Genomic DNA, 16,340 nt, shown 5'->3' with positions numbered 1-16,340 from the left:
GAAGCCACTTCCAGAAGGGCCTGGCGCTGGCCGAGGCCGAGGATCTCGTCATAGGCAGCCAGGTCCCGTACCTCCATGGACTCCGCCGGTTCAGGGCAGGCTCGTGGACCAGACGGGCGGCCGGGTCGGGCGCGGCGTATACGGACCGGATCGCGGCGACCTTCGCCCTAACAGCCACGCTGACCCTGACCAGCCCACCCGCTGCGCCAACCTCGCGGCCGGCATCGTCGGCGTCTCGCCAACAACTCCCCGCACCCTGAGAGCAAACGCATCAAAACTCGACCATCCGGCCGCCCGCTGATACTTCGGCGCCCGGTCCGACTCCAGCGCCCTGTCTACCGTTCCGCGGGAAACTCCCACGGTCCTTCCAATCTCACGCTTCGAGTGCTTGCCCGTCGAAAACAGGTGGGGTATCTCCGCCCAATCGTCCAAATTGATCACCTTCCGTGCTGGTCGGTGGCCCTGTTTCAAATGGCAGAACTGGCCCTGTTTTCAGTTGGCGTTAACAGAACGAGCTAGACGGTCTTCTTCGCGCGGCGCATGACCGGGCGCTCCACGAAGAACCAGCTGGCCGCTGCGAGCGGAATAGTGCATACCGTGGCAGCGAGAGTGAACCACCAGACGCCCCAATGGAAGCCACCGAACACGGCCAGCAACTGCTGGACAGGGAAAGCGTAGATGTAGGCACCATACGAGATATCGTGCCGTGCGACGAGGGCCGGTTGCGGCAGCCACGTGGAGATCCAGAGCAGGCCATAGGTAATGAATGGCGCCGCTAGCTGGCCGCCGAATCCATCCACGAGGAAGATGGACAGTCCTGCGAGTACGATCGCCACCGGCCCTGCGACTTTGTGAATGCCTATCCGGGAGCTCAGCACCTGCACAACCGCTCCGCCGAGGAAGTAGGGGACCAAGCGGGCTGCGAGCTCAAAATCCAGGTTCGACTGCAGGTAAGGCTTCAGGGAGTCAATGTTGGCCCAGATCGCCACGCTCATCGCGAAGGCACCAACGATTGGCCACGGCGTTTTCTTGAAGAGCGGGAGGAACCCAATGAGCGCGATTAGCAGATAGCACAAGAACTCGAAATAGAGCGTCCAAAGCGAACCGTTCCATGCCTTCGCATAAGGCACACCGGCAGGGGTCCCGGCAATGTCATAACTGACGATATGGAGTGTCATGTTAGCGAAGATCGAGTTCAGCGGTGTTGTAGGTGCATGCATGAAACCCTGTAGCGATCCATGCTGGATCACATAGGCGATCGGCGCGAATCCGAAGGCCATTACGACCAAGCAAACAATGAACGCCGGAAAGATCCTGGCAACGCGATGGACGAGATACGGCCCGATTCTGTTGCTGAACCGGCTGGCCGTAATCAAGTAGCCGCTGATGCCAAAGAAACCCGCGACGGCCCAGCCGCCGAGGTTTTCACCCCGGAATCCCCAACCGTTGCCGTCCCCCACAATGTGCCAACTGTGTGCCAGGAGCACCATGAATGCCAGAACAAGCCGAATCAGGTTGAGGCTGTTTCGACGTGGATCAAGCCGGTTCCCTATCATCGGGGCCGGAATTGCTTTCGGATTCAGTACTGCTGTGCTCAATTCCGGGCTTCCTTCGTGACGTTGTCCAGACGGCCAATTCTACCTTGCGCCCGGTTGCCCCCGGGTCGAAGGAACGGTCCCGGTCTTCAACTCGGGCGAAGCCGCTGGTTTGCCCTTGCAGTTCCAGTACGCAAAGATTGGGCACATGCGTGGAATAATCTTGGCCGGTGGAACTGGGTCCCGGCTTCACCCGATCACACTTGGCATCAGCAAGCAGCTTGTTCCTGTCTACGACAAGCCGATGATCTATTACCCGCTGTCAACGCTGATCCTGGCCGGTATCCGGGACATCCTCATCATCACAACCCCGCACGACGCTGATCAGTTTCAGCGACTCCTCGGAGACGGTTCACGGTTCGGCGTCAACCTCACCTACGTCCAGCAGCCGTCACCCGACGGTCTGGCTCAGGCCTTCATCCTTGGTGCGGACCACATAGGCAACGACACTGTGGCGTTGGTCCTTGGCGACAACATCTTCTATGGGCAGGGCATGGGCACCCAGCTGCGCCGGCACGCCAACATCGACGGGGGCGCTGTTTTCGGCTATTGGGTGAAAGATCCGAAGGCGTACGGCGTCGTCGAGTTCGACGACGACGGCAAAGCTCTCTCTCTCGAGGAAAAGCCGGAAAAGCCCCGCAGCCACTATGCCGTCCCCGGCCTGTATTTCTATGACAATGACGTCATAGAAATAGCTCGGAACCTGCAGCCGTCTCCGCGGGGCGAGCTTGAGATCACCGACGTCAACCGGACCTACCTCGAGAAAGGCAAACTGCAGGTGGAAATCCTCCCCCGCGGAACTGCTTGGCTCGATACCGGCACGTTCAATGATCTCAGCGACGCTTCCAACTTCATTCGCACGGTTGAGAACCGCCAAGGACTCAAGATCGGAGCCCCCGAGGAAATCGCCTGGCGGCTAGGTTTCCTGGACGACGAGGAACTGCGGGAACGCGCGGAACCGCTCGTCAAGAGCGGCTACGGTTCTTACCTGCTGGGACTTCTGGACCAGACCATCTAGCGTGGCCTGGCCCGACGCCGTACCCCTCCTGCTTGGCGCAGCGATAGTCCTCATGTTGCCTGGCGGTATCGTGGCCGCAACTGCTGGCCTCCGGGGACTCAAGTTGGCCGCCGTGGCTCCGGCGATCACTGTGACGATTGTGGCAACAAGCGCCGTTCTGCTGCCGTATATCTCACTCCCGTGGTCTCCAACTATCGTCCTGCTGGCCAGCATCGTCACTGCCGCCTTGGTATTTGGCTTGCGCGTCCTGTTCCGAGGCCGGACGGTCCTGAAGACCTTCACCGCGGGGTGGCGACCGGACCGTTCCTGGCCGTGGATGGCCGGAGCTTTTCTCTCGGGCGCGGCCCTTCTTGTTGTGCAGATAACCCTGGCCTTTGGTACCCCCTCGAGCATCTCGCAGACGTTCGACAACGTTTTTCACCTCAACGCCGTCCGATTCATCCTGGACACTGGCAACGCGTCCTCACTGACGATGTCAAAGATGGCAAGCGGCGACAATCCACCGTATTTCTATCCGGCCGCCTGGCATGACCTCGCGTCGATCCTGATCCTGATCACGGGCGCTCCCCTTGCCGTTGCCGTAAACGTCCTCAACATCGCAATTGCCGCTATCGTGTGGCCTCTGGGCTGCATGCTTCTCACCAGGGTTTTCGCCGGAAAGCGGCCTTTCGCTGTGGGCGCGGCCGCGATTCTATCCGCGCTATTCTCCGGATTTCCCCTACTTTTGCTTGATTTCGGTGTCCTCTATCCGAATTTTCTGGCCATCAGCCTGCTACCTGTAGCCCTCAGCGGCGTTGCCATTCTGTTCGGGATCGCTCGCGACGTCAAAGTACCCGCAGGAGTCCGATTCGGGCTTCCGTGCTCCATGATCCCGGGGCTGGCCCTCGCTCATCCAAACGGGTTCATGTCGCTTGTTGCCATGAGCATGCCGGTTCTCCTGCAGAGTTACATCCTGCGCTACTTGCCACAACGCAGATACCGGTCCCATCGCCGCGAGTGGATCGTGGCCACGCTAGGGGTGCTGGCAGTCGCCGGGGTTGTTGTTTTGTTATGGAAGTACATCCGGCCCCCGGACGAAGCCGCCTTCTGGCCCCCCATCCAGTCCCCGCTCCGGGCCGTGTACCAAATCCTTAGCAATTCAGCGATGGACAGGCCCGTCGCGGTGACAGTGAGCCTGCTGATGATCCTCGGGCTTTTCGTGTCCCTGCGAAGCGCTCGAGCGGCCTGGATGATCGGGGGGTTCGCCGTGATCGCGTTCCTGTTTGTGGTGGTATCGGCGGCGCCCATCAGCCGCCTGCGGGGGGTGCTGACTGGGGTTTGGTACAACGACAGCTACCGCATTGCCGCGTTGCTTCCGCTTGTCGCCATTCCGTTCGCCGCCGTCGGGCTCGATGCATTGCTGACCGCAGTGGGGCGGCGGCTTGCAATTCCGAAACTGTCCTCCGGGCATCGGAACCGGTCCATTGCCATCCCAGCTATCGTATTTCTTGGCGTAGCAGCAACCGGAGCCCTGTTGCCGCCAATAGTCGGCTCGATCTCCTCAGCCCGCCCCAACTACACCGAGAACAACGATTCTCCCCTATTGTCTTCAGACGAGCACAAAGTCATCTCGGAACTGGATGCGATCGTTCCGCGCGACTCCGTTATCGCAGTGAACCCGTGGACAGGCAGTGCCCTCGCCTATGCGCTCGCCGACAGGGACACCACGGCGAAGCACATCCTGACCACCAACACGCCCGACGTTGACCTGCTCAACCAAGAGTTGAGGAACGCCGAACATGATCCCGCCGTATGTGCAGCAGTTCGAAACGCCAAGGTAAAGTACGTCCTGGATTTCGGCACCAAAGAGGTGCACGGCGGAAGCCATAGTTTTCCAGGGCTGGAGAATCTGCAGACTTCGAAGTCGGTGAAATTGATTCTGCAGGAAGGCGAGGCACGGCTCTATGAGGTAACGGCGTGCAGTACTCCCTGAGCGGTTCATGAACTTCTGGTGCAGCCGGCCTTAGCATCAGGACACGGTGCCATCCTCCGGCCGGACCGTAGCTAATCCGCCGACCGCCGTCGAAGTTCTTTCACGACTGCGTGCACTTCGCCGTCCATGATGATTTGGCCGTGTTCCAACAACACTCCGCGTTTGCACACCGAGGCCACCAGATCCAAGTCGTGGCTCACCACGAACAGAGTCTTGCCCGCCGCCGCCAGTTCGTTGATCTTGACAATGCATTTGCGTTGGAACGGTTCGTCACCCACTGCCAGAATCTCGTCAATCAGGAAGACCTCAGGGTCTGTGTGGACCGCGATTGAGAATGCCAGCTTCAAATACATGCCGGAGGAATAGAACTTGACCTCAGTGTCGATGAATTCTCCGATTTCGGAGAACTCGACAATCGAGTCAAACATGTCATCGATCTGGCTTTGGCTCATCCCAAGGATGGCCCCGTTGAGGTAGACGTTGTCGCGGCCGCTGAGGTCGTGGTGGAACCCTGCCCCGACCTCGATCAGGCCGGCCACCCTCCCCCGCGTATGCACAGTTCCCTCATCCGGTTGCAGCACGCCCGAAATGAGCTTCAACAGAGTTGACTTGCCCGAACCGTTGAGCCCAAGCAGCGCCACGGTTTCGCCCTGTTCAACGTCAAGCGAAACGTCCTTGAGCGCGTCAAACTTCCTGGAAAGGTCCCCTTTGCGTCCGGTCAGCAACCACACGATTGCTTCCTTCATGCTGCGGGTGTGCCGGAGCACGAACTTCTTCCGCAAATTCCGGCACGTGATCGCTACGCTGTCGGAGACTTCCGTAGGTGCAGACATTTCAGAGCTCCTGGGCAAAATGAACGGACAGCTTCATGAAAACGAGCTGGCCAATCACGAGGACGAGTGCAGCCACGCCAAAGGCAGACGGAAACCAGACAGTGAGAAGGTCCGGCGGCATGGAGATCGACACCGATTGCTCGGCGCTCAGCGTGGGGGACCAAAACGCCCAGTGGAAGATTTCGACGGCGACTGTCACCGGGTTCAGCTGGTACAGGAAGAACCATGGACCCATGACGCGCTGCACCATCGGCCACACATAAAGGACCGGCGAGGCCCAAGTGACGATCATGAGAATCATGTCGACGATGTTCTCGGAGTCGCGGAAGTACACGTTCGCAGCACCGAACAACAAACCGAGCCCGGTGGAAAGGATCGCGGTCAAGATGAAAGCTCCAACGACGGCCAGAAGCTGCCATATTGATGGGCTCCAACCGCTCAGCAAACAGGCGCCGACCAAGACCACAACTTGTGGAAGCAGATGGGCGGCCGAAACCCACACGGTGGAGACCGGGAAAAGCTCCCGGGGCAAATAGATCTTACGGATGAGGTCCCTGTTGTCGACAATGGAGCGCGTCGCGTTGCCTAGGGACTCCGTAAAGAAATTGACCAGCACGATTCCTGCAAAGAGGTAGATCGCATAATTGGGGGTTCCCCGTTGCATGTCAAGGAACACTCCGAGAGCTACGAAGTAGATCAAGAACTGCATCAACGGCTTCACGTACGACCACAGAAGTCCAAGCACAGAGCCGCGATAGCGGATCTTGATCTCTTTGCGGACCAGCAGTTGGAGCAGGAACTTGTGTTTGAAGACGTCAATGATGCCGCGGCCGCGACCCGGTTGGACCAAGTCGGTCACGGGTTGTGTCATCTAATGGCCTTCCCCGTCGGCCAAGCCAAACGTCTTCTTCCAAGCTTCCATGGATGTGATCTCGGGCAGAGCCTTCCGGTATTGCTCCGCGAGCTCCTCCCAGTGGCGATAGAGATTGGCATGTTGTTTTCCTGCTTCTGCCAGCATGGCCTTGAGCTGCTCCGGGTCACGCTTGTACCAAGAGGCAGCTGTGCCGTCGGCGTTGGAGACCACGACGCTGTCGTAGTGTGCCAGGCGGAACCATCTGTTGTCGCGGTGGGCGAGGAAACCTTGGGGCCGCTCCGCAGCCTCAGGCGCCGGTTTTTTCATCAATTGACGGGCGACCGTGGTGACCCCCCACTTGACGAGGTCCTTTTTGTGGGGCAGACCGATGGGGTTGAGGCCGGAAGGCCCCTGGCCCAAGGCCGGTGCAGGGAAGTCGTCCACGTTCTCGCGCATCTGAGCATCCGGGTAGTTTGACTTCAGTGCATTGATTTCGCCGAGCTTCGTGGCGATATTGCGGTGCAAGTGGTCAGGTCCGAGGAAGAGGTCCCGCAAGGCGTCGAGTCGGGAGTGCTCGGTGAAGTACTGCATGGAAACCAAATGTTTGACGTCCGCTTGGAACGACTCCCGGATCACCCTGCCCCCCTTCTTGTACGGGCTGTAAATGAGCGTCGTAATGAGGCGGTTCCGGCCATGGAAATATGCCTGCCAACCGACCAGGTCATCCTTATCGATCCAGGACACATGCCAGACCGCGGCACCGGGCAAGGACACAGTGGCAAAACCCGCCTCACGGGCTCGAAGCCCATACTCGGCATCGTCCCACTTGATGAAGAGCGGAAGGGACAACCCGATCTCGCGGATGACCTCGGTCGGGATCATGCACATCCACCAACCGTTGTAGTCAACGTCGACACGGCGGTGAAGCCAGGGGGTTTGCCGAAGGTTCGCAACGCTGAAATCATGCCTCATCTCCATGTCCGGATGCGGCATGGCCGGCACAAAGCGGTACGGGTCCACCACTTCACCGAATGTGTGCAGCACGCTGCGACTGTAGAGATCGAACATATGCCCACCGACGATAGTGGGCTTGCGGCAATGGTCCGAGAAAACCAGCAACCGGGAAATACTCTCCGGCTCGATGACGACGTCATCATCGAGCAAGAGGGCGTAGTCGCTTCCGTTTTCCACAGCCTCGTACATGCCGCGGGAAAACCCTCCGGAACCACCAAGATTGGCCTGGTCGATGATCCGCAGCTTGCCTCCGAGGGCAGCCTTGACTTCGGCGAAGCCAGGCTGATCTGCGACCTTTTGTGTTCCTTGGTCCACAATGAGGATTTCCTGAACGTGTTCCAGTACCTCGGGATGCTCCGAAAGAATCCTGGCATTGTTCAGGCAGAAGTCCGGTTTGTTCATGGTGGTGATCTCGAGGGTCACCTTCCCCGGATTGCCGTCGCGTTCCGCGCCCTGCCACTCTGCCGAATCGAGAGTGAGGTCTTCGCGGCTGGACGCAAGATCGAACCAGTACCAACCGCCGTCGCCGAAGGGCTTGAGTGAGAGGTCGAACTCAGTGACAGAAGATCCTTGTACGCGGGCTCCGTCAACGCGCTGGAGAGTGCCCCGCGCGTTCGACTTGTAGACGGTGACGGTGCCGTGGCCTGTTGTCCGGACAACGAGACGGATCGATTGCAGGTCCGTCCAGCGCCGCCAGTAGCTCGCCGGAAAAGCGTTGAAGTACGTTCCGAACGAAAGCTGCTCTCCCGCGCGGAGCCTGACCGAACTCCTGGAGAGGACATCCTCGAAATGGACTTCCTCGCTGCCCGAACTGACGAAGTGAAGTTTCTCCTCAGGCGGCTTCGGGTTCCTTGCGAATTCATCGTTTTCGCGCAAACGGATGCCGTTTGCCGGGCCGGCGTCGACGTACAGGGAAGTTGTGTCGATCTGGTCGTCGGAAGGCAGGATGACTCGCTGGAGTACCTGCGTTTTGCTACTACTCACGCGTCCACTCCTCCGCTCTGAATTGCTGCGCCGCTTTCGAAATGCGGACGAATCTTGTTGTCAAACATGGACAGCGCCGAACCGATTGCCATGTGCATATCGAGGTACTTGTAGGTGCCCAGCCGGCCACCGAAAAGCACGTCCCTCTCTGCGGCTGCAAGATCCCGGTACTTGAACAGTTTCTCCCGGTCATCTGCGGTGTTGATCGGGTAGTACGGTTCGTCGTCCTTTTCCGCAAAACGGGAGAACTCCCGCATGATGACGGTCTTCTCCGTCTGGTAGTCACGTTCGGGGTGGAAATGGCGCGGTTCAATGATTCGCGTGAACGCGACGTCGTCGTCGTTGTAGTTGATAACCGATGTGCCTTGGAAGTCACCCACATCGAGGACTTCTTCTTCGAAATCGATGGTTCGCCACGACAGGTCCCCAGCTACGAAGTCGAAGTAGCGGTCAACGGGCCCGGTGTAGACAACTGGAACTTTGCCTACGACTTTGTCCTTGGAGTATTCATGCGAGTCGTCGAAGAAGTCGGTGTTGAGCCGGATGTCAATATTCGGATGCTCGGCCATCTTCTCGATCCACGCGGTGTACCCGTGGGACGGAAGGCCTTCGTACTTGTCGTTGAAATAGCGGTTGTCATAGTTATAGCGGACCGGGAGCCGGGAAATGATTCCAGCGGGCAAGTCCTTGGGGTCCGTCTGCCACTGTTTGCCGGTGTAGTGCTTGATAAACGCCTCGTACAGGGGGCGCCCGATCAGCTGGATGCCCTTGTCGTTGAGGTTCTGCGGGTCCGTTCCGGCAAGTTCGCCTGCCTGCTCCTGAATGAGTGCCTTCGCCTCGCCAGGCGTCAGGTTGGCCCTGAAGAACTGGTTGATGGTTGCCAGGTTGATGGGCAGCGAGTAGACCTCGCCCCTATGGACGCCGTACACCTTGTGAACGTAGTTGGTGAAGGTTGTAAACCGGTTGACGTACTCCCACACCCGTTCATTTGAAGTGTGGAACAAGTGCGCACCGTACCGGTGGACCTCGATTCCGGTCTGCTCTTCCGTTTCGCTGTATGCGTTGCCTCCGACGTGATGCCGGCGGTCGAGGACAACAACCTTCAAGCCCAGCTCGGTGGCTGCCTGTTCTGCGATCGTCAGGCCAAAAAAGCCTGACCCGACAATGACGAGGTCAGCGGTCACAAAATCTCCTGGTTCGAATATGGCCAGCCCAATGGTGTGCATTGGCTGCAGGTCAAGCCTACCCGAGATAGCGCGTCCAATTGCCGCTGCGCCCTTCTCTGAACAGCGGGCGAAGGGTTTTCCACATAGGCAAACTGATCACGAACATCCAACCCTCATCCCAAATATCGTGGAAGAACAGCCGCCGAGAGAGCCGAAGGAGCGTACACCGAGTGACATTCCATTGCACCCTTGTCCGGGGTCCGCGGGCACTTCGGCAAGCGGAACCCATTGAGCTGGCCATCGCCGTGGGCGACGGCAGCTCAGGCGCCCTCGTCCAGGCCGCAGTCGCCACAGAGTTCGGAACCGGGGAACTGATGGTCGACGGGAGGCCACTCAAAGGTCTCACCGTCGGCGCCGCGCCACTTATGTCCGGAACAGTGTTGGTTGACGGCGCGGATTCGTGGGCACAAGACGTCCCCGACGCCAGACGCGCGCCGGCAGCGCTGTCGCTGCTAGTCCATTCGGGACCTTCTGCGGGCCTGATCGTCCCGCTGGAGCGGGGCAATTACAGCATCGGGCGAAGCAGCGCTGATATTTCCCTCGCGGATCCTGATGTTTCCCGAATCCACGCTGCCCTTGCGATTTCCGAGACAGCAGTCACGATAACTGACAGTGGGAGCGCGAACGGGACCTTGGTGGATGGACGAAAAATCCGCTCCGCTTTCCTCTCGACGGCGTCTAGAATCCGATGTGGCGGGTCGGCCATGTCGGTAGTCTTCGACGGTGGAGAATCCGGGACTGAGTCACTGGAGACAGCGGGCCTTAGCATCGCGGAGCCTCTCTTGGTGCAGACTCGCAGGGACACCCAATCCCGGATCCAGCTGCTCCTCACTGCGGGGCTGCCGCTCCTGCTGGGAGTCGGCATCGCTCTTGCCACTGGAATGTGGATGTTCCTCGGATTCACTGCAGTTTCTGCCGTCGCGGTCCTCGTTCCGGCGATTTCGGGAAGACGGCAGCGCCGCCTTCTTGCCGCGGCGCTCGAAGAGGCTGTGGAACAAGACAGGGCCCGACGACGGCGATGCTCGCCCTCCGCGGCAGAGCTGGCCTTTACCGTCAGATCATCTGCCTTAGCGGTCTCGGACGAACGCGGACGGAAGCAGTTGACACTGCCAGGAACCGGCGCGGCGAGAGGCGCGGTAGGCTGTCATGAAATCTGGCTCCGGCTCGGCACCTGTCGGCAGAACGCCTTGGTTGCACTCGATCCCCCCGATCCAAGCTTCGAGCCGCCGCACTTGGGCCCGGTTCCAGTAGTTTTGGACCCCACGATCCAGGCCGTTTCCTTCACGGGACCTGAAGCAAAGGTCGACGGCATGTTCAGATTTCTGCTCATGCAACTTGCGGTGTTCCCCAGCGCAGCGAATGTCCCGATCCTCATTCACGGCCCAATTGCCCATTTGCCGTTCGGCGCCCGCTTCCTCCCCCGCGTCACCATGACCACGGACATCCGGTCAGCGGCAGCCATCCTCTCCGCGGGAACCGGGGAACCAGGAGTGCTCCTTTTGGTGGGGTCCGAGCCTGATCCCGACGACGATTCACTCCGGCAGGTGGCGGCCGAATCTGGCTGGAGAATCTTCCAACGCACGGCAGGCGGGACTGAAGGTCATTGCGTTGTCGAGCTCTGGAACAGACGCGCAGTCCTCCGATCGCGCCTTTCAGGAGCGGAATTTGATCCTGACTTGGTCCCGTACCCTGTCTTTGACAGCTACTGCCGCTCGGTGGCAGCCGTGCCCGCACTGGCGAAGGCAAAGGCGTCGTTTGTCCCCTCTACGTGCACGCTCGCTGAGCTGCTTCCGAACGACTCCTCAAGCATCGCGGCCCGCTGGAGCGATTCTTCAGACAGCAGCGGCCTGTCTGCGGTCATCGGTCAAGGAGCCGACAAGCCCCGGTCCCTTGACTTGGTTTCCGACGGACCGCATCTCCTTGTGGCCGGAACGACGGGATCCGGAAAGTCCGAGCTTCTACGCACTATCGTGACGGCGATCTCGCTGACCCATGGCCCTGACCGAGTCAACTTCCTGTTTGTTGATTTCAAAGGCGGTTCAGGCCTCGGGCCTTTGATCGATCTACCCCAATGCGTCGGAATGCTTACTGATCTCAGCGAACACGAATTGGAGCGTACTCTTGCGTCACTCCGTGCCGAGGTTCGGATGAGGGAGGGATTCCTTTCGGAGGCCAATGTCCCTGATCTGCCAGCGTACTGGGCCAGAGTCCCTTGCCCTGGGGATGGGATCCGGGCAGTACGAGGAAACCGATTGCCCGCACTCCCCCGGTTGGTGCTTGTGATCGACGAATTCAGGATGCTTGTCGAAGACGCCCCGGCTGCCCTTGCCGAACTGATGCGGATCGCCACCCTCGGCCGGTCCTTGGGTATCCATCTGGTGATGGCGACACAACGTCCGCAGGGGGCACTGAGCGCTGACATCCGGGCCAACGTCACCACGAGCATCGCTCTCCGCGTCCAATCAGACATGGAATCGAGGGACATCATCAACTCGCCTGCAGCGGCATCGATTCCGGTGTCCCGCCCCGGCCGGGCGTATTTGGTTCGAGGGGAAGAAGATGCTGAGCTTTTCCAGTCGGCGGCACTCTCCCACGCCGAGGGAATTCGATCACTGAGGAGGATCGTGGCCCGGCCGGCAGCAGAGTCGCTCCTTGTCAGCGGTTCATCTGAGATCGCCGAGGCAAAGATTCAAAGTGCAGGGATAACCCCTGCAGAAGCAGCGCGTCCCATCATCGAAAGAATCAGTCAGGTTTGGGACACCCTCGGAGGAAGACCGCCCCGGAGACCTGTTGCGGACACGCTTCCTGAATCAATCTCGTTAGACCGATGCCTCAGCGCAGCCGCATCGGCGGGCAAGCATGCGGAGCCCGAGAAAGCGAAATTCGGAACGGCTTACCTTGGCTTAGTCGACTTGCCCGCACAACAACGAGTTGCAGGCCTTTCCTGGACTCCTCAACTGCACGGGAATCTCGGACTTGTGGGTTCTCCTGCTAGCGGACTCGAAGACGCCTGCCGTGCGGTAACGGCGCAGCTTCTTGGAAATGCCGAGGAACATCACGTCTATGTCCTGGATGGTGACGGCGCTTTCGCAGGCGTCGCAGCCCGCGGGCGCGTCGGTGCCGTCGCTTCCCTCACCCATGCAAAGAGGGGTGCCCGGATTCTCGAGCGGTTGGCGAATGAAATGTCCGCACGGCAGGCCCGGGCTGCTGTCGCCGGAGAAGTTCCTTTGCTGCTCGTCATTTCCGGCTGGGGGTCCTGGCTCTCCCAATTACGGACGGGACCGCTTGCTTGGGCCGAGGACCTCGTCCACGACATAGTCCGCGACGGGCCGAAGTCGGGACTGACGGTTCTCGTAACGGGTGACCGAGAACTAGTCGCTTCGCGATTGTTCGGATCAATTCCCAACCGTGCATACTTTCCCCTTGGCACTACGGAAGAGGGCCGGATGGCGTGGCCGCGGTTTGCGGCAACAAAGCCTTTGCGGGGCAGAGCCGTGGTGAGTGGGGACTTCCTTGATGTCGGCACCGCTGTCGCCCAGTTCGTGGCACCGCCGCCAAGCGCGGCCTGGCCTTACCGCGAACCCCCCAAGCCCGCGCGGCGCCCTTTCCGGGTGGACCCATTGCCGCAGCTCGTCCGGGCCTCGGACATAGTGGCGGAGCACGGAACCGAAGCCACCGCTCCTAATCCGGCTCTCGCGCGCAGAGCGGTGCTGCTCGGCCTCGGAGGCGACGAACATGAACCTGTTTGGATCACGCTCCCGCGCTCCGGAGTTCTTCTTGCTCTTGGCTCCGCTGGATCCGGCAAGTCGTCGCTACTCACAGCGTTGCCGGTGCTCAACCCAGGCCATCAATGGCGGTCACCACCACAAGGTGCAGATCCGGATGCCTTCTGGGCGGACTTCCACAGGCATGAAAGCAGCAAACTTGTGGATACCGGCACTATTCTTCTGGTGGACGATGTCGAACACTTGAGCAGCGCAACCGGCTTGCTCCTGACCGAACTTCCCACTATGGGATTCTCCGTAGTGGCAACTGCGGGGCACAGCCCTGCCCTGCTGCAGCGGACGCCCATGGCATCCCTGGCCCGAGGCCACGGATGCGGGATCCTCCTTGGCAGGACGTCGCCTACCGATGCGGAACTCTTCGGGGTACGCGTCGACGTCGAACAGGCACCCCCACCAGGCCGTGCTGTCCTGATTGAGAACGGAAGAACGCGCCCGGTACAGATCGCCGCTCCAGAATGAAGCGTCTTGCCGGAGCGAAAAGGGTCAAAGCGCGGCCCGGGATCCGCCCGTTCTGGACGCAAAGGCGATAACCCGCTTGTCGAACAAAAGGACAATCACCACCAACGCCGGCACCACCATGGCGAGGCCGGCAAGAAGCAGCCCTCCAGTTATGGTGGGAAATCCGATCGTCATCACGAACAACTGGGCAACCAACGCGGCCGCGCGGGTCCAACGATAGCCACGGAACAAAAAGTGGCCCACGGCAAACAACCACGCAGAGAAGGCCAGAAGCAGGGCCAGGGTAAACACAGCTCCCCAGAATGAGGACACCGGCGCCCCGATCGCCAGCTGGTAGATGTAGAGGGCCGCTGCGGCCAACAGTGCGAGGGCTTCCAGCACAACCACAATCGAAATAACCACGATTCCTTTGGGACGCCTTCCCCCGCCGGACGCTACGGCAGAGTTGTTGTGGCTGGTCCCTTGGCCGTCGTCGCCGGGCACGTTGGGGTCCTGGGCGGGGTTCAGAGGGGGTCTTGACACACTGGCACACTACCGGACATAGTCGAATACCTGTGAGTAGATCGGCAGCCAATGTGATGCATCGCTCACGGTTTCAAAGTCTCGAACCCCTTGTTTACATGGCGTTAACATGACACGCTTGACTGAGACGACCAAGGGGGCCCAATGGGCCCCTTTCCTATGAAGCCTCTCGTGAATATTTTCACAAAAGGCTTAACTAGTACTCACGAATGGAGTGACTGATCAGCATGGATTGGCGTAACCGCGCAGCCTGCCTTGACAAGGACCCGGAGCTTTTCTTCCCAGTAGGCAACACCGGCCCTGCGCTTCTCCAGATCGAAGAAGCGAAGAGTGTCTGCCGTCGCTGTCCTGTCGTGGACACATGCCTTCAGTGGGCTCTCGAATCGGGCCAGGACGCCGGCGTCTGGGGCGGAATGAGCGAAGACGAGCGCCGCGCACTCAAGCGCCGTGCCGCCCGGGCACGCCGCGCTTCCTGACGCCTGGAGGCGATAGAACACGCCGCCTGCAGCGAAAAGAACATACAAGGATGGCCCGGACCAAAGGTCCGGGCCATCCTTGCATGTCTCGCTGGGCTACCAGCACACCGATGATGTGTTCCTGGCGTCAGCTTCGCACCAAGCTCAGGACGATCTCGACGGCGGTGCCACCCCCATCTCGGGGCATCCACCGGATGCTGCCACCCAACTCGCTCGTGACAAGCGTCCGCACAATCTGAAGGCCGAGGCCTTCTGTGTAGGACCCCTCGGGCAGCCCAACGCCATCATCGGCAATCGTCACGGTCAGGAGTTCGTCGCCGCGCTCCCCCGTCGAACGATCGGCTATCAGCCACACTGTGCCCGCCCGGCCTTCGAGGCCGTGCTCCACGGCATTCGTCACGAGCTCATTGATGACCAGAGCGAGAGGCGTGGCAAAGTCGCTCGGCAATTCACCGAAAAGACCTGAACGCTCGGTCCGGACATGCTGGGAAGGGGACGCTACTTCGGCCGAGAGCCGGAACTGGCGTCCGATCAGCTCATCAAAGTCCACACTCTGCGTGAGTCCCTGCGAAAGGGTCTCGTGCACCAGCGCAATGGTCGCCACCCGCCGCATTGCCTGTTCCAGGCCTTGCTTCGCCTCATCGCTGACCATGCGTCGCGACTGCATGCGCAGCAACGCAGCCACCGTCTGCAGATTGTTTTTGACACGGTGGTGGATTTCACGGATCGTGGCATCTTTGGTTACAAGCTCGAGCTCGCGGCGTCGCAGTTCTGACACGTCGCGGCACAAAACCAGGGCGCCGAAACGATGCTTTTCATCGCGCAAGGGAATTGCTCGCAATGACAGGCTGACGCCGCGGGACTCAATCTCGCTCCGCCACGGCATCCTGCCAGTCACTACCAGCGGCAAAGTCTCGTCCACCATGCGCCGGTCTTTGAGGAGTCCTGCGGTTACTTCCGCAAGGGACCGCCCTTCCAAGGTCTCCACCTCGCCGAGGCGGCGGAAAGCGGAGACACCGTTCGGACTCGCATACTGCACGATGCCGTCCGCGTCGAGCCTGATCAGGCCGTCACCGACACGCGGCGCGCCCCGGCGAGAGCCCGTGGGTGAAGCGAAGTCGGGCCACAGCCCCAGGGTTCCCATCCGGAGCAGATCATAGGCGCATTGCCTGTAAGTCAGCTCCAGACGGGAAGGCATTCGTGAACTGGAGAGGTCCATATGCGACGTGACGACGGCGAGGGTCCGCCCGTTCCTGACCATGGGCACGGCTTCAACCCGCAGCGCCATCTCGCTGCTCCAGCTCGTTTCATTGGAGCGTTCGATTGAACGGCTGAACCATGCCTTGTCGACTATCGGTTGCAGATCCGATCGGATGCCCTCCCCGACGAAGTCCGCATGAAACACCGTGTGGCTCGTCGACGGCCGGACGTGTGCCAACGCGATGTAGCCGAATTCAGGATGTGGAAACCACAGGGCCAAGTCCGCGAACGCGAGGTCGGCGACCATCTGCCAGTCGCCGACCAGGAGGTGCAGCCATTCGGCATCTCCAGGCCCGAAATCAGCGTGCTCCCTGATGGGGTCTGTAAAGATTGCCACTGCACC

11 protein-coding genes are annotated in these 16,340 nt (G+C 60.2%); 4 read left to right on the top strand and 7 right to left on the bottom strand.

All coding sequences use genetic code 11. The annotated features are described in order from the left end of the window. Window positions 1–515: 515 nt before the first annotated feature. A complete protein-coding gene (locus OOZ51_RS01615) occupies window positions 516–1,598 on the bottom strand; it encodes an acyltransferase family protein (RefSeq protein WP_265977138.1) in 1,083 nt (360 codons plus the stop codon). A 145-nt stretch (window positions 1,599–1,743) separates the two neighbouring features. On the opposite strand from OOZ51_RS01615, the gene rfbA reads away from it, so the two are divergent. Continuing rightward, window positions 1,744–2,613, top strand: coding sequence for a glucose-1-phosphate thymidylyltransferase RfbA (rfbA, locus tag OOZ51_RS01610; RefSeq protein ID WP_265977137.1), 870 nt, complete (start codon window positions 1,744–1,746; stop codon window positions 2,611–2,613). A gap of 1 nt (window position 2,614) precedes the next feature. Beyond that, a complete protein-coding gene (locus OOZ51_RS01605) occupies window positions 2,615–4,585 on the top strand; it encodes a DUF6541 family protein (protein ID WP_265977136.1) in 1,971 nt (656 codons plus the stop codon). 71 nt (window positions 4,586–4,656) lie between these two features. On the opposite strand, the gene OOZ51_RS01600 is transcribed toward OOZ51_RS01605, so the two are convergent. Genes OOZ51_RS01600 through glf form a run of 4 tightly spaced genes read right to left on the bottom strand, consistent with a single transcriptional unit; the run spans window position 4,657 to window position 9,453 of the window. Then, window positions 4,657–5,418 (bottom strand): ABC transporter ATP-binding protein, encoded by a 762-nt coding sequence (locus OOZ51_RS01600; protein ID WP_265977135.1) that lies wholly within the window; start codon window positions 5,416–5,418, stop codon window positions 4,657–4,659. Between the two features lies 1 nt (window position 5,419). Beyond that, complete coding sequence (locus OOZ51_RS01595) at window positions 5,420–6,289, bottom strand: ABC transporter permease (protein WP_265977134.1); 870 nt, start codon at window positions 6,287–6,289, stop codon at window positions 5,420–5,422. Then, window positions 6,290–8,269, bottom strand: coding sequence for a glycosyltransferase (locus tag OOZ51_RS01590; protein WP_265977133.1), 1,980 nt, complete (start codon window positions 8,267–8,269; stop codon window positions 6,290–6,292). It abuts the gene before it with no gap. After that, window positions 8,266–9,453 (bottom strand): UDP-galactopyranose mutase, encoded by a 1,188-nt coding sequence (glf, locus tag OOZ51_RS01585; protein WP_265977132.1) that lies wholly within the window; start codon window positions 9,451–9,453, stop codon window positions 8,266–8,268. Before glf ends, OOZ51_RS01590 begins: the two co-directional genes overlap by 4 nt. A gap of 212 nt (window positions 9,454–9,665) precedes the next feature. Between glf and OOZ51_RS01580 the strand changes: the two genes are divergently transcribed. Continuing rightward, the gene (locus OOZ51_RS01580; protein WP_265977131.1) at window positions 9,666–13,739 is read left to right on the top strand and encodes a type VII secretion EssC family protein; all 4,074 of its coding nucleotides are present in this window, start codon (window positions 9,666–9,668) and stop codon (window positions 13,737–13,739) included. 24 nt (window positions 13,740–13,763) lie between these two features. Here OOZ51_RS01580 and OOZ51_RS01575 read toward each other — a convergent pair whose 3' ends face one another. Further along, entirely contained in the window at window positions 13,764–14,261 is a 498-nt protein-coding gene (locus OOZ51_RS01575; RefSeq protein ID WP_265977130.1) for a hypothetical protein, read from the bottom strand. 227 nt (window positions 14,262–14,488) lie between these two features. Here OOZ51_RS01575 and OOZ51_RS01570 point away from each other — a divergent pair, with 227 nt between their 5' ends. Continuing rightward, a complete protein-coding gene (locus OOZ51_RS01570; RefSeq protein ID WP_003804966.1) occupies window positions 14,489–14,737 on the top strand; it encodes a WhiB family transcriptional regulator in 249 nt (82 codons plus the stop codon). A 127-nt stretch (window positions 14,738–14,864) separates the two neighbouring features. Here OOZ51_RS01570 and OOZ51_RS01565 read toward each other — a convergent pair whose 3' ends face one another. Continuing rightward, window positions 14,865–16,334, bottom strand: coding sequence for a sensor histidine kinase (locus OOZ51_RS01565; RefSeq protein WP_265977129.1), 1,470 nt, complete (start codon window positions 16,332–16,334; stop codon window positions 14,865–14,867). Window positions 16,335–16,340: the final 6 nt, after the last annotated feature.

Source organism: Arthrobacter rhizophilus, assembly GCF_026241105.1.
Taxonomy (GTDB): Bacteria; Actinomycetota; Actinomycetes; order Actinomycetales; family Micrococcaceae; genus Arthrobacter.
This window is presented reverse-complemented; position numbering and strand designations above follow the sequence as displayed.

What these genes read in the sequence shown, in the direction of transcription:
- OOZ51_RS01600 (WP_265977135.1), bottom strand. Translation starts at nt 5,418, where the DNA reads ATGTCTGCACCTACGGAAGTCTCCGACAGCGTAGCGATCACGTGCCGG.
- OOZ51_RS01570 (WP_003804966.1), top strand. Translation starts at nt 14,489, where the DNA reads ATGGATTGGCGTAACCGCGCAGCCTGCCTTGACAAGGACCCGGAGCTT.
- rfbA (WP_265977137.1), top strand. Translation starts at nt 1,744, where the DNA reads ATGCGTGGAATAATCTTGGCCGGTGGAACTGGGTCCCGGCTTCACCCG.
- OOZ51_RS01595 (WP_265977134.1), bottom strand. Translation starts at nt 6,289, where the DNA reads ATGACACAACCCGTGACCGACTTGGTCCAACCGGGTCGCGGCCGCGGC.